Annotated in this window: 14 protein-coding genes; 11 read left to right on the top strand and 3 right to left on the bottom strand. The window is 64.6% G+C overall.

Annotation, left to right across the window (positions count from 1 at the left end; genetic code table 11):
- Positions 1–90: 90 nt before the first annotated feature.
- The gene (locus tag EN964_RS08985) at positions 91–1,470 is read left to right on the top strand and encodes a pitrilysin family protein (RefSeq protein WP_245465226.1); all 1,380 of its coding nucleotides are present in this window, start codon (positions 91–93) and stop codon (positions 1,468–1,470) included.
- Positions 1,471–1,743: 273 nt separating this feature from the next.
- Positions 1,744–2,613: a patatin-like phospholipase family protein gene (locus tag EN964_RS08975; protein ID WP_127271511.1), complete on the top strand. Its 870-nt coding sequence runs from the start codon at positions 1,744–1,746 to the stop codon at positions 2,611–2,613.
- A gap of 42 nt (positions 2,614–2,655) precedes the next feature.
- On the opposite strand, the gene EN964_RS08970 is transcribed toward EN964_RS08975, so the two are convergent.
- Positions 2,656–3,198 carry a dihydrofolate reductase family protein gene (locus EN964_RS08970; RefSeq protein ID WP_127266865.1) on the bottom strand — a complete coding sequence of 181 codons (543 nt, stop codon included), beginning with the start codon at positions 3,196–3,198 and terminating at the stop codon, positions 2,656–2,658.
- 221 nt (positions 3,199–3,419) lie between these two features.
- Here EN964_RS08970 and EN964_RS08965 point away from each other — a divergent pair, with 221 nt between their 5' ends.
- Positions 3,420–4,319 carry an HNH endonuclease gene (locus EN964_RS08965; protein ID WP_127266864.1) on the top strand — a complete coding sequence of 300 codons (900 nt, stop codon included), beginning with the start codon at positions 3,420–3,422 and terminating at the stop codon, positions 4,317–4,319.
- 77 nt (positions 4,320–4,396) lie between these two features.
- Here EN964_RS08965 and efp read toward each other — a convergent pair whose 3' ends face one another.
- Positions 4,397–4,966, bottom strand: a complete 570-nt coding sequence (gene efp / locus EN964_RS08960) for an elongation factor P (RefSeq protein WP_027038615.1) — start codon at positions 4,964–4,966, stop codon at positions 4,397–4,399.
- Positions 4,967–5,083: 117 nt separating this feature from the next.
- On the opposite strand from efp, the gene epmA reads away from it, so the two are divergent.
- Together epmA and EN964_RS08950 are read left to right on the top strand one after the other, a co-directional pair.
- On the top strand, positions 5,084–6,124 hold the full coding sequence (gene epmA / locus EN964_RS08955; protein ID WP_127266863.1) for an EF-P lysine aminoacylase EpmA: 1,041 nt from the start codon (positions 5,084–5,086) through the stop codon (positions 6,122–6,124).
- Positions 6,125–6,236: 112 nt separating this feature from the next.
- Entirely contained in the window at positions 6,237–7,487 is a 1,251-nt protein-coding gene (locus EN964_RS08950; RefSeq protein ID WP_127276311.1) for an FAD-binding oxidoreductase, read from the top strand.
- 23 nt (positions 7,488–7,510) lie between these two features.
- On the opposite strand, the gene EN964_RS08945 is transcribed toward EN964_RS08950, so the two are convergent.
- Positions 7,511–7,927 (bottom strand): VOC family protein, encoded by a 417-nt coding sequence (locus tag EN964_RS08945; protein ID WP_127266861.1) that lies wholly within the window; start codon positions 7,925–7,927, stop codon positions 7,511–7,513.
- A 167-nt stretch (positions 7,928–8,094) separates the two neighbouring features.
- On the opposite strand from EN964_RS08945, the gene EN964_RS08940 reads away from it, so the two are divergent.
- The 6 genes from EN964_RS08940 (at position 8,095) to lpxK (ending at position 13,714) form a co-directional block, all read left to right on the top strand.
- Positions 8,095–9,438: a TldD/PmbA family protein gene (locus tag EN964_RS08940; protein ID WP_127266860.1), complete on the top strand. Its 1,344-nt coding sequence runs from the start codon at positions 8,095–8,097 to the stop codon at positions 9,436–9,438.
- Positions 9,425–10,228, top strand: coding sequence for a 3'(2'),5'-bisphosphate nucleotidase CysQ (locus EN964_RS08935; RefSeq protein ID WP_127266859.1), 804 nt, complete (start codon positions 9,425–9,427; stop codon positions 10,226–10,228). The genes EN964_RS08940 and EN964_RS08935 overlap by 14 nt, the downstream gene beginning before the upstream one ends.
- Positions 10,229–10,331: 103 nt before the next feature.
- A complete protein-coding gene (locus tag EN964_RS08930) occupies positions 10,332–10,577 on the top strand; it encodes a DUF4170 domain-containing protein (RefSeq protein WP_027038609.1) in 246 nt (81 codons plus the stop codon).
- A gap of 5 nt (positions 10,578–10,582) precedes the next feature.
- The gene (locus EN964_RS08925) at positions 10,583–11,374 is read left to right on the top strand and encodes a lysophospholipid acyltransferase family protein (RefSeq protein ID WP_127266858.1); all 792 of its coding nucleotides are present in this window, start codon (positions 10,583–10,585) and stop codon (positions 11,372–11,374) included.
- The gene (gene waaA / locus EN964_RS08920; RefSeq protein WP_027038607.1) at positions 11,371–12,687 is read left to right on the top strand and encodes a lipid IV(A) 3-deoxy-D-manno-octulosonic acid transferase; all 1,317 of its coding nucleotides are present in this window, start codon (positions 11,371–11,373) and stop codon (positions 12,685–12,687) included. The genes EN964_RS08925 and waaA overlap by 4 nt, the downstream gene beginning before the upstream one ends.
- A gap of 1 nt (position 12,688) precedes the next feature.
- Entirely contained in the window at positions 12,689–13,714 is a 1,026-nt protein-coding gene (lpxK, locus tag EN964_RS08915; protein ID WP_127271512.1) for a tetraacyldisaccharide 4'-kinase, read from the top strand.
- Positions 13,715–13,736: the final 22 nt, after the last annotated feature.

The raw sequence follows: 13,736 nt of genomic DNA, 5'->3' as shown, positions 1-13,736 counted from the left end.
GCCAATCACCATGGTTGCAAGACGGACGCCGAGGTTGCGGCCAGCCTCCTTCTCCCCGTCACTATACGGGGAGAAGTGCCCGGCAGGGCGATGAGGGGCGGCGCCGACTTCGACAATTGTTCGTTTGGAACGACCACCCCGAGCCGCGCCATCGCCCCGCTGATCACTTTACTTCTCTCCATCCTCTTCCTCATCCTGCCGGCACTCACCGCGCGGGCCATGGACATCCAGTCCGTCACCTCGCCAAAGGGCATCACCGCCTGGCTGGTCGAGGACTATTCCGTGCCGGTTGTCGCCATCCGCTTCGTCTTCGGCGGCGGCTCGACGCAGGATCCGGTCGGCAAGGAAGGGCTGGCCAATCTGATGACCGGCCTGTTCGACGAAGGCGCCGGCCCGCTCGACAGTGAAGACTTCCAGATCAAGCTCGACGATGCCGGCGCCGAAATGAGCTTCGACGAGAGCCGCGACGGCATCTACGGCTCGATGCGCATGCTGGCCGAGCAGCGCGACCAGGCATTCGACCTGTTGCGGCTGGCGGTCAACGAGCCGCGCTTCGACCAGCTGCCGATTGACCGCATCCGCTCCCAGATCCTGTCCGGCATCATCGCCGGCGAAAACGATCCCGACACGGTGGCGCAGAACAAATGGGCGCGAGCGCTTTATGGCGATCATCCCTATTCCCGCTCCGACCAGGGCACCAAGGAAAGCATCGCCACCATCACGCGCGATGATCTCAATGCCTCGCACAAAGCGGTGTTCGCGCGCGGCGGGCTGCGGGTCGCCGTTGTCGGCGCCATCGACGCGGAGACGCTGAAGAAGAAGCTCGACATGGTGTTCGGCGACCTGCCGCAAAACCAGGCGCTGAGGCCAGTGGCCGATATCGACCCGAAGCTGGCGCAGCATATCGAGGTCGACTACGACCTGCCGCAGACCTCCCTGCAGCTCGCTTTTCCCGGCGTGAAGCGCAAGGCGGCGGATTTCTTCCCCGCCGTGCTGATGAACGAGATTCTTGGCGGCGGCACCTTCACCTCGCGCCTGTTCCAGGAGGTGCGCGAGAAGCGCGGGCTGGCCTACAGCGTCAACTCCTCGCTCATCAACCAGGACCACGCCAGCGCGCTGATCGTCAGCACCGGCACCCGCTCCGACCGCGCGTCCGAAACGCTGGGCATCATCCGCGATGTGGTCAAGCGACTGGCCGAAGAAGGCCCGACCGAAGCGGAACTGGCGGCCACCAAGAAATACATGATCGGCGCCTACGCCATCAACAATCTGGACTCGTCCAGCGCCATCGCCGCGACACTGGTCGAACTGCAGCTCGACGATCTCGGCATCGACTACATGCAGCGCCGCGCCGGCTACATCAACGCGGTGACGCTCGACCAGGTCAAGGCGGCGGCGAAGAAGCTGCTGTCGACCGAGCCGACCATCATGGTCATCGGACCGAAACTGGCCGGGGCCGGCAAGGGATGAGCCCCGGCGCGCATTTCTCTTTTCCGAACGCCGGCGCTGCCTCTCATCGCCCTGCCGGGCACTTCTCCCCGTATAGTGACGGGGAGAAGGGGGCTGGCCGCAATCTCGGCGCCCATCTTGCAACGTTTGTGATTGGCGAAATCGGCGATGGCAGCACCCTTCTCCCCGTCACTATACGGGGAGAGGATGCCGGCAGGCAGGTGAGGGGCGGCGCCAACTTCAACAATTGGCGGTCTCCGTCGCCGGCCAGAAACGAGGCAGGAGCCGCGCACCATGGCGCCTAGCTTCGGTATAGCCTTCGGCGGCGGTGGCGCGCGCGGGCTGGCGCATATTCATGTCATCGAGGCGCTGGACGAGTTGGGCATCAAGCCGGTGGCGATTGCCGGCTCGTCGATCGGTGCCATCATGGGCGCCGGCATGGCATCGGGCATGACCGGCAAGGACATCCACGACTATGCCCGCTCGATCCTCGGCCGCCGCGCCCAAGTGGCGAGCCGCATGTGGCGGGCGCGGCCGGGCACCATCGCCGAAGCCATGCAGGGCGGCATCCGCGTCAGCCAGTTCAACGTCGAGCGCATCCTGAAAGCCTTTCTGCCCGAAGCCATTCCCGAGACCTTCGCCGAGCTGCAAATCCCGCTGAAGGTGACGGCGACCGACTATTTCGGCCACAAGCTGGCTGTCTTCGAAGACGGCGACCTGCACTCGGCGCTGGCGGCCTCGGCGGCCATCCCCGCCGTGTTCCGGCCGGTGACGCGCGACGGCAGGCTGCTGATCGACGGCGGCATTTACAACCCCGTGCCGTTCGACCTGATCGAAAACGACGCCGACATCATCATCGGCGTCGACGTGGTCGGCGCGCCGGAAGAGGCCGACCGCAAACAGCCGACCTCCGTCGACCTGATGTTCGGCGCCACCCAACTGATGATGCAGTCGATCACCGCCAACAAGCTGAAACAATGCCGCCCCGACATCCTGGTCCGCCCGGCAGTGTCGAGATACCGCGTCCTCGATTTCCTGAAGATCGACGCTTTGATGAACGAGACGGTCGATATCAAGGATGAGCTGAAGCGGCAGGTTGAGAAGGTGGTTGAGGCGAGGAATAGCGCCGCCATCAAGGGGAGGCGGGGGAAGCAGGTCGGGTGAAGTGCATCTTTCCTTCACCTGAGAGGAGAGAGCCCAACCGTCTTATGACTTAGCCGTCATCGGCGCATACTCTAGCGCCACCACGCCGTTGCTAAACGGCTTTGCGGAAATCAGGTCGAGCGCCACCGGCTCACCGATTGGGAATAGCGGCTTGCCCTGGCCGACGGTGCCTGGATAGCTGAGCAGCCTGACGCGGTCGACCAGGCCGTGGCGCAGCAATTCCTGCGCGACGCTGAGGCTGCCATGCACGTAGATGTTGCCGCCGCTGCCTTGCTTCAGCGTCCTGACCGCTTCCGGCAGAGGCCCTTTCAGCAATTCGGCCGGCTTCCAGTCGAGCGCCTTCAGGCTGTTTGAGGCGACATATTTCGGCAGCGCGTTGAACCGGTCGGCAAAATCTCCGGTTTCCGTTGGCCAGGAGCCGGCAAAGATCTCATAGGTCGTGCGCCCCAAAAGCATGGCGCCGCTGTCGGCAAGCTCGTCCTCCTTGAACCTGTTCATCTCGTCGTTCCAGGTCACGCTGGGCAGCTTCTCGACCTCGGCAATGCCATCGACGCTGATGAATTCGGTGACGATAAGTTTTGGCATAGCGCTCTCCTTCTTCTGTCAAAGGACGAACCGGGTGGGCGCTTTGTGACAGGCTTCGCGAAATATATTGCTGCGCTTCGTTGTAGTGTGGCGCTTCAGCGCGAGGCTGCGAAGGACCGATGCCATGGGGAAGTGCGACCGCGCCTGGACTAAACCCCAAAGTTCGGATTTTGATGCCACATCTGAGTAGTTATTCCCAAGAACGCATTGCAGGAAGATTCATGGGATTCGGGGTTTTCATTCATCGCTCGGATTCGCGATACAACGATCGCCCCGCAGAGCAATACCAGTTTCCTCGCCCGTATCTGCGCCGCGTTGAAGCGTGTGTCGGCAAGTGGATTATCTACTACGAGCCCAGCAAGGTAAACGATACACGGGGCTATTACGCTGTAGCGAAAGTCCAGCAGATCATCCCCGATCCGGTAACGCCTGACATGTATCTCGCGCTGATTGAGCCCGGAAGCTACCTCGATTTCGTCAATCCTGTTCCATTTAGCGGATCTGATGGTCCCGTCGAACGAGGCCTGCTCAATGATGAGGGACGGATTTCTGGCCGCGCCCAATCTGCCGTCCGCGCACTCAGCCCAAGTGACTTCAACCGGATCATCGATCTGGGCCTGGATACGAATGAGTTGTTGCTGCCGCGCGTTGATGAGGTCGGCATATCTGCCGGCTTTCAGGATGAGCAGGCGCCATTCGAATTCGAGCAGAGTCGTGATCGCGTAAGCTACATCGGATCGCGAATCGTGCGGGACCGCATTTTTCGTCGAGTCGTCTTACGTGCCTATGACGAGCGCTGCGCGATCACAGGTCTCAAGCTGATAAATGGCGGAGGCCGAGCAGAGGTTTCTGCCGCACATATTCGACCGGTTGAGGCGGACGGGCCTGATGTCGTCAACAATGGGATCGCACTGTCCGGCACTGCGCATTGGATGTTCGACCGTGGATTGATCAGCCTGTCGGACGATTTGGAAATCCTGATCTCCAGACAGGTCAATGACTTCGACAGCGTGCAGGGCTTCATAAACAGGACGCGCCGCGCGCTTCCGCCTCGCCGACAGCTCGAACGCCCGCATCCTCATTTCTTGCAATGGCATCGCGAGCACTGTTTCAAGCAATAGGCGGTGTCTCGAAGCTGCCCCGCCTGTCCATGGGAAGGCTTTGCTTACGGGCCTCCTTTAAGCGGGAAGAGCCCCCCTCAGTCCTTCGCCCGCTCCACATAAGCGCCATCGGCCGTCATCACCACCACGCGGGTGCCCGGCGCGATGTGCGGCGGCACCAGGGTGCGCACGCCGTTGGACAGCACGGCCGGCTTGTAGGATGACGAGGCCGTCTGGCCCTTGGTCGTCGGCTCGGTTTCCACCACTTCGAAGGTGGCGCGCTGCGGCAGCACCAGGGAAATGGCAATGCCGTTGAACTGCGACACCTGCACGGCCATGCCTTCCAGCAGGTAAGGCGCCATGTCGCCGACCACGGCTTCCGACACCGCGACCTGGTCGTAGCTTTCCGGGTTCATGAAATGAAAGCCTTCGCCGTCGCGATAGAGGAAGGTATGCTCGCGCTCTTCCACATAGGCGCGCTCCACCTGTTCGGTGGTGCGGTAGCGCTCCGAAACTTTCACCCCGTCGCCGATGCGGCGCATGTCGAGCTGCGTTACAGGCGTGCCCTTGCCTGGGTGGATGTTTTCGGCAAAGAGGATCACATAAAGCTTGCCGTCCTTGTCGACGACGTTGCCTTTGCGGAGCGAACTGGCGATGACTTTCACCACGGTTTTAAATCCTGCAAGAAGAGTTGACTGGCGTTTGCCGGCTTGTGCGGCGCTGGATGGGGGCCTACCGCATCTTGGCCGCCGCCGCCAGCCCCCTTCCACCATGATCCGAGCCGCATGACCGAAGCTTCGCCCTGGTGGACGCCTGACGTTCATGCCGACCGCCGCCCGCGGCTGATGCTGCGCAACGGCATCGCCGCCAGCTTGCGCGACTGGTTCGCCGCCCATGATTTCGTCGAGGTGCAGACGGCGGCCCTGCAGATTTCGCCCGGCAACGAGGCGCATCTGGCGGCTTTCGCCACCGAAGCGGTCGGGCCGGACGGCGCAAGGGCGCCGCTCTATCTCCACACCTCGCCGGAATTCGCCTGCAAGAAGCTGCTCGCCGCCGGTGAAGTCAGGATTTTCAGCTTCGGTCCGGTCTACCGCAACCGCGAGCGCGGCGCCTTGCACCATCCCGAATTCACCATGCTCGAATGGTATCGGGTGGGCGAAGCCTATGAGAGCCTGATGCTGGATTGCGCGGCCTTCCTGGCGCTGGCCGCTACAAGGGCAGGGGCGACTCTTTTCTCTTTCCGGGGCCGCGACTGCGATCCGTTCGCCGAGCCGGAACGGCTGACGGTGGCGGACGCCTTCACCCACTATTCCGGCATCGATCTGCTGGCCACGGTCGCCGCCGACGGGAGCACCGATCGCGACGCGCTATACGCCGCCTTGATCCGGGCCGGCATGCGTACCGCGCCCGACGACAGCTGGGCCGACCTGTTCAGCCGGGTGATGGTGGAAAAAATCGAGCCATTCCTCGGGCAGGGACGAACGACCATCCTGTGCGAATATCCGGTGGCCGAGGCGGCACTGGCACGGCCGAGCCCACGCGACCCGCGCGTGGCGGAGCGTTTCGAGCTCTATTGCTGCGGCGTCGAACTCGCCAACGGCTTTGGCGAACTGACCGACGCCGACGAGCAGCGCCGGCGCTTCGTCATCGAGATGGACGAGAAGCAGCGCATCTATGGCGAGCGCTATCCGCTGGACGAGGATTTCCTCGCCGCCCTTGCCATCATGCCGCCGGCCAGCGGCATCGCGCTCGGCTTCGACCGGCTGGCGATGCTGGCCACCGGCGCGCAAAAAATCGAGGACGTGATCTGGACGCCTGTTGCCTGAGGCGCGGAAAGATCTGGCCTATTCGATTCCAGGGATCAAGACTGGACCGTGACCCCGAACCAAGAGACCACATGATCGGTACTGGATTCACGGTCAATCGGGAAGATCTACAGTGGCTGCTTCTGAAACGGTCGAAATCGCCATTGTCGGCGCCGGAGTTGTCGGGCTGGCGACGGCACTTCGCCTTGTCGCGGACGGCCGCGAAGTCCTGCTCATCGATCCCCATGAGCCGGGCTCCGGCGCCTCATCAGGCAATGCCGGAACGATCGCCGAATACGCCTGTATGCCGGTCGGCAGTCCAGCCGTGCTGCGCGCGCTGCCAAAGTTGCTGCTTGATCCCGACAGTCCGTTTTCGCTGCGCTGGCCGGCACTGCTGCAACTGGCGCCCTGGCTGGTTCAATTCGTGCGGCAATCGCTGCCGGCGGCGACCCAGGCCAATGCGCTGGCGCTCGCCGGACTGCTGGCCGACGCCCTTCCGGCCTGGGAAGACATGATCGGGGAGGCCGGGCTGGCGGACCAGCTGCGCCGCAATGGCTGTCTTTACCTCTATCGCCGCGAGAGCGATTTTGCCGCTGGCGCCGGCGGCCGGGCAATGCGCGCTGGGTTTGGCATCCACCAAGAGGTGCTGACTCCCGAAGAGGTGGCGGCGCTTGAGCCGGGCCTGCCGGCGACAGCAGCGCATGGCGTGTATTTTCCCGACTCGATCAATGTCACCGATCCGGCAATGGTGATGCGGCGGTTGCTGGGCGCGGTGAGTGCCCGTGGTGCATCGGTGAAGCAGGCTGAGATCACCGGACTGCAGGTCGAGGCTGACGGTGTCCAGCTCAGCGGACCCGGCGTTCGCATCAAGGCTGGCACGGTGGTGATCGCCGCCGGTGCACGGTCGCGCGCACTGGCCGCGCAGGCCGGCGACAGGATTCCGCTCGAGACCGAGCGCGGCTATCATCTGGAATTCCAGACCGACGCGCCGCTGCTCAACCGACCTGTCTGTCCCGTCGATCTTGGTTTCTACCTGACGCCGATGGCTGGCCGCTTGCGGGTCGCCGGCACCGTCGAACTCGGCGGCCTGGTCGCGCCGCCAAATCCGCGCCGGCTGGCGCTGCTTGACCGTGGCGCCAGGCAAATTTTTCCCAGGCTCGGCTCGCCTGCCTCGCAATGGCTCGGCTTCCGGCCGTCCCTGCCGGATTCCAGGCCGGTCATCGGCGCTTCGCGCGGCAGCTCCCGCGTAATTCATGCTTTCGGGCACGGCCATCTCGGCCTGACGCTGGCTCCGATCACCGCGCGGCTGGTCGCCGACTTGATCGGCGGACGCGGCGATCCGGCTCGGCTCGCACCTTTCGCGGCGGGCCGTTTCGGCCGTTGATCGACCGATGCCCTCGATCTGAGTTAGTGCGCGAAAACCTGCTCCAGCGAGCGAAAACCCTTGAATTCCAGGGCATTGCCCGAGGGGTCGCGGATGAACAGCGTTGCCTGTTCGCCGGGTTCGCCCTTGAAACGCACCATCGGCCGTTCCAGCCAGTCGATGTCGTCGCGCGCCTCCAGCCGCGTCGCCAGGCGCTGCCAGTCGTCCATCAGCAGCACCGCGCCGAAATGCGGAATCGGCACGACAATGCCGTCGACCCTGCCGTCACTGGGGGCCTGTGCGGCCTGCGGACGCAGATGCGCCGACATCTGGTGGCCGTAGAGGTCGAAATCGACCCAGGTCGCCGATGAACGGCCGATCGCACAGCCCAGCACCTCGCCATAGAAAACGCGGGTTTCATCGAGATCACGGACCGGGAAGGCGAGATGGAAAGGCGTCATCGAAATGCTCCGTGCAAGCTGCGAACCCATTTTGCGTCACAGGGTTCGCGGTTTTGAACCGCCCACCCTGCATTTTGATTGAAGCCTATGCCATTGCACAAGCCGGACCGGAACAATAGATGGGTGGGCAACGGCCGCACACCGGCCGCACCAGCAGGATTTCAGGCATGACCGATATATCAGACGCAGCAAAATTGACCGACCGCGTCGCGGCTCTGGTCGAGGCTGCCAAAAAGGCCGGCGCCGATGCCGCCGACGCGGTGGCCGTGCGCGGCCGCTCGACCGGCGTGTCGGTGCGTCTCGGCAAGGTCGAGGCTACGGAAGCCTCCGAGAGCGAGGATGTGGCGCTGCGTGTTTTCGTCGGCGGCCGCGTGGCGAGTGTCTCGGCGACAGCGGCGTCCGACCCGAAAACGCTGGCCGAACGCGCTGTTTCCATGGCGAGAGTCTCGCCTGAGGATCCCTATCAGGGGTTGGCCGACCCGGCATTGCTGGCCAAACAGACACGCGATCTCGATCTGTTCGACGCCACCGAGGTGTCCGCCGACCAGTTGAAGGAAGCCGCATTGGCGGCGGAGGCGGCAGCGCTTGGCGTCAAGGGCGTGACCAATTCGGCCGGCGCCAGCGCCGGTGCCGGCCTCGGCGGCCTGGTGCTGGCCACCTCGCACGGCTTCCTCGGCCACTATGTCGGCTCGCGGTTCTCGCGCTCGGCCAGCGTCATCGCCGGCGAGGGCACCGGCATGGAGCGCGACTATGAATTCTCATCGCGCCAGCACTTTGCCGATCTCGATGCGCCCGAGGACATCGGCCGCAAGGCCGGAGAACGCGCGGTGCGCCGCATCGGCGCGCGCAAGGCAGCGACCGGGCCGGTCGACGTGGTGTTGGACCCACGCGTCGCGCGCGGCATCGCCGGCCATCTGGCCGGCGCCATCAACGGCGCCTCGGTCGCGCGCAAGACCTCGTTCCTGCGTGACATGATGGGCAAGCAGGTGGCCGCCTCCGCCATCACCGTCACCGACGAGCCGCTCCGGTTGCGTGGCCAGGCCTCACGGCCGTTCGACGGCGAAGGCGTCGAAGGCGAAAAGCTGTTGATGGTCGAGAAGGGCGTGCTCAACCATTGGTTCCTGTCGACCTCGGCCGCAAGGGAACTGGGCCTCGTCACCAACGGCCGCGGCGCCCGCGGCGGCTCTTCCGTGACGCCATCCTCCACCAATCTCGCCATCGAGCCGGGCGAGCGGTCGCCGGAAGAGCTGATCAGATCGCTCAAGACCGGCTTCTATGTCACCGAGGTGTTCGGCCAGGGCGTCGACATGGTCACCGGCGAATACAGCCGTGGCGCCTCGGGTTTCTGGATCGAGAACGGCGAGCTGGCCTATCCGGTCGCCGAGGTCACCATCGCCTCGAACCTGAAAACCATGTTCCTCAACATGGTGCCGGCTGATGACCTCGACCGTAATTTCGGCACCGCCGCCCCAACGCTCCTGATCGAAGGCATGACCCTTGCCGGAGCATGACCTCACCATAGCCGGGGCCACCGAAGATTTGCCGCTGCTGCGCGATGCCGCCCGCGAGGCGGGGCTCATCGCCATGCGCTACTTCGGCAACAGCCCGCAAGTCTGGATGAAGGGCGGCACATCGCCGGTCAGCGAGGCCGACCATGCCGCCGACGCCTACCTGCGCGAAACGCTGCTGGCGGCGCGACCGGATTATGGCTGGCTGTCGGAAGAGACCGTCGACGATCCGGTCCGGCTTTCGGCACGCCGCACCTTCGTCGTCGACCCGATCGACGGCACGCGCGGTTTTCTGGAAGGCCAGCGCACCTGGTGCGTCAGCGTCGCCGTCGTCGAGCGTGGCCGTACGCTGGCCGGCGTGCTGGAATGCCCGGCGATGGAGGAAACCTATTGGGCGCTGCCGGGCCAGGGCGCCTTCCGCAACGGCAAGCGCATTGCGGTTCGCAAGCTGGCGGAAACAGCCGAGATTTCCGGGCTGAAGCAGTTGACCGACCTGATGCCGGCCGAATGGCAGGCGCGGCTGAAGCGAGCGCCCTACAGCCCTTCGCTGGCTTATCGGCTGGCGATGATCGCCAATGGCGCGCTGGATGCCACTTTCGTCAAGCCGAATGCGCATGACTGGGATATTGCGGCGGCCGACCTCATCCTGCGCGAGGCCGGCGGCCAGCTGCTCGACCAGCACGGTCGCGCTCCACTATATGCCGGCGAGGTGACCCGCCACGGCGCCCTTGCTGCCGGCAGCGGTGAATTGCTGGCCGTGCTCGCCGGCGTCATCGCCGGCCTGGACGCGTGAAGGCGTTTTCCCCGGCGAGATGAATTCATCTCGCCCTAAAGGTTCCAAAGTTGGCGGCTTTGGTCTAGACCTGTGACAAACTCACGATATGTGAAGGACCGACATGGCCGCGGAAGACGGAAAGAAACAGCTTTTGCATCTGGTGTTCGGTGGCGAACTCAAGAAGCTTGGCGGCACCGAATTCCGCGATCTCGAGGGCCTCGATATCGTCGGCATCTATCCGGACTATCAATCCGCGCACACGGCGTGGAAAGCCAAGGCGCAAGCCAGCGTGGACAACGCCCACATGCGTTACTTCGTCGTTCATCTGCACCGGCTGCTGGACCCCGACAACAAGGTTGCCGGTTGACTTCGATGGAGCATGACCTGGCGAAAGGGCCAGCAAGCGATGCCGCGCCCACGGGCAGGGGACGCAGCCGCACGACCAAGGCCTTCTGGCGCAAGATTCGCCAACCGCTGGCGCAGTCGCGATTCGTCAAGAACGCCATCGCCAGCCTGTTCGCCCAGTTCGTGCGCTTCGTGCGCCTCACCAATCGCGTCGTCGAGGGATCGGCACGGTTTTCGGGCGGTGCCTATACCGAATTCGAGCCTGGCATCATCGCCTTGTGGCATGGCCAGCATCTGCTGACGCCAGCCTATTACCCCAAGCGCAAGCCGCTGGTCGCCATGGTTTCGCGCAGCGCTGATGCCGAGCTCAACGCCTTGATGCTGGAAAAATTCGGCATCGAGGCGGTGCGCGGCTCCGGCGGGCGCGAAAATGCCAGGCATCTCGACAAGGGCGGGGCAAAAGCGCTTATCGCCCTGAAAAAGTCGCTCGCCGTCGGCAAGAACGTCGCCATGATCGCAGATATTCCGCACGGCACGCCACGAGACGCAGGGCTTGGTATCGTTCTCCTGGCTCGCCTCTCGGGCCGGCCGCTTGTGCCTGTCGCCATCACCACCAGCCGCCGCAAGGTACTGGAGAAGAGCTGGGACAAGACCACCATCAACCTGCCGTTCGGCCGTTCGTCGATCGTCATCGGTCAGCCGATCTTCGTGGCGGCCGGCGCCGATGAGGCCGAAATGGAGCGCAAGCGCCAGGAAGTGACGACCGCGCTCAATGCCGCGACCGCCGAGGCCTACCGTCTCGTGGATGCTCCGCGATGAGCGGCCGCTGGGCGCGAGCCATGCTGTCGGCATACCGTTTCGCGGGTGCGGCCGCCTATCCGCTGGTCGGGCCCTATGTTGCCTGGCGCACCTCGCGCGGCAAGGAAGACCGCTACCGCCGCCGCGAGCGCTATGGCGTCGCCGGACGCGCGCGCCCCGACGGGCCGGTGATCTGGATCCACGCCGCGAGCGTCGGCGAGACCATCGCCGTCGTGCCGCTGGTCGAAAGCATTCTCGACTACGGCGTCAACATCGTGCTGACGACCGGCACGGTCACCTCGGCGCAGGTCGCCGATGAGCGTCTCGGTGACCGGATCATCCACCAATACGTACCGCTCGATCTCAAGCCGGCGGTCAGCCGGTTCCTCGATCACTGGCAGCCGGATCTGGCGATCATCGCCGAATCCGAAATCTGGCCGATGACCATCCTCGAGCTTGGCGCGCGCCGCGTGCCGCAGGTGCTGGTCAATGGCAGGCTCTCCGACCGCTCGTTCAAGTCGTGGAAGAAACGGGCCAACATCGCCGAGGCGTTGTTCGAGAACCTGGCTCACGTCGTGGCGCAGTCGGATGTCGATGGCGAGCGGTTTCTGGCGCTCGGCGCCCGGCCGGTCACCGTGTCGGGCAATCTCAAGGTCGATACCTCGCCGCCGCCCGTCGACGAACGGGCGCTGGCGACGCTGCGGCGGCAGATAGGCACGCGCCCGACCTGGGCGGCGATCTCGACCCATGACGGCGAGGAAGTGGTCGCGGCTGAAGTCCACGCGACGCTGCACAAACGCCACCATGGTCTTCTGACGATCGTCGTTCCGCGTCATCCCGATCGCGGCGAGGCGCTTGCGGCGCAGATTTCCGGCATGGGCCTGAAGGTCGCGCGGCGAAGCAAGGGCGACAGGATAGCCGCCGACACGGATATATTGCTCGGCGACACGATCGGCGAGATGGGACTCTATCTCCGGCTGACCGAAATCGCCTTCGTCGGCCGCTCGCTGACCTCCGAGGGTGGCCAGAACCCGCTGGAACCGGCCATGCTCGACACCGCGGTTCTCGCCGGGCGCAATGTTCAGAATTTTCGCGAGGCCTACCAGCGTCTCCTCGACAGCGGCGGCGCCAAGCTGGTGCGCGATCGCGACATGCTGGCCGGCGCCGTCAATTTCCTCCTGACCAACGAAGTGGCGCGCCACGAGATGATGGCGGCGGGTGTGGCGACCGTCGACGAGATGCGTGGCGCGCTGGCGCGCACGCTGAAATCGCTTGAGCCCTATATCCAGCCGCTGGTCGTCAAGTCGCGCCTGAAGGGCGCGAACGGTCGCTAGCGTGGCCTCTGAAGCACCACCATTCTGGTGGGAAGAGCCGGACTGGCGGGTCCTGGCACTGTCGCCGCTATCGGCCATCTATGCCGCCGCCGCCGGCCGCGGCATGCGGCGGGCCAAGCGCGAGAAGATCGAAGCACCCGTTCTGTGCATCGGCAATTTCACGGTTGGCGGCACCGGCAAGACACCGGTGGCCATCGCGCTCGCCGAGCAGGCGAAGCGAATGCATCTGAAACCCGGCTTCCTGTCGCGCGGCCATGGCGGCTCGTTCGCCGAGCCTCACGTGGTCGATATCGACCATGACAGTGCCAGGCATGTCGGTGACGAACCGCTGCTGCTCGCCGAACACGCGCCGGTGGCGGTGACGCCGAACCGCGCCGCCGGCGCCCGGCTGCTGTTGGAACGGCATGGCTGCGAATTCCTGATCATGGACGATGGGTTTCAGAGCGCCCGCATCCACATCGATTATGCGCTGGTCGTCGTCGATGCGCGCTACGGAATTGGCAATGGCCGCGTCATTCCGGGCGGGCCGCTCAGGGCCAAAATCGTCGACCAGTTGGTCTTCACCAGCGGGCTGTTGAAAATGGGCGAGGGCACTGCCGCCGACAGCGTGGTCCGCCAGGCGGCACGCGCCGGCCGGCCGATCTTCGAGGCCCATACAGAGCCAAGCGGCAAGGCAGGGCTTGCCGGCAAGCGGTTCCTCGCCTTCGCCGGTATCGGCCATCCCGAGAAATTCTTCGACACGGTGCGCGAAGCCGGCGGCGAACTGGCGTTGACGCGGCCGTTTCCGGACCACCATTTCTTTGCCGAGGACGAACTTGCCGAGTTGGCGGCGACCGCACGCACTGAGGGGCTGGTGCTCATCACCACCGCCAAGGACGCGGCCCGGCTGCGCCACGGCGCCCCACAGGACTTTCTCGACCGGCTCGAGGTGCTGGAGATCGACACTGTCTTCGAACTCGATCACGTTCCCGAGCGCATCATCGACGAGACGCTCGATGCCTGGCGCCAGCGCAAGCTGAAGGGTTAACCGCGTTTACGCAGCTCCGGAT

Source organism: Mesorhizobium sp. M7A.F.Ca.CA.001.10.2.1, from assembly GCF_003998575.1.
Classification (GTDB): Bacteria; Pseudomonadota; Alphaproteobacteria; order Rhizobiales; family Rhizobiaceae; genus Mesorhizobium.
This window is presented reverse-complemented; position numbering and strand designations above follow the sequence as displayed.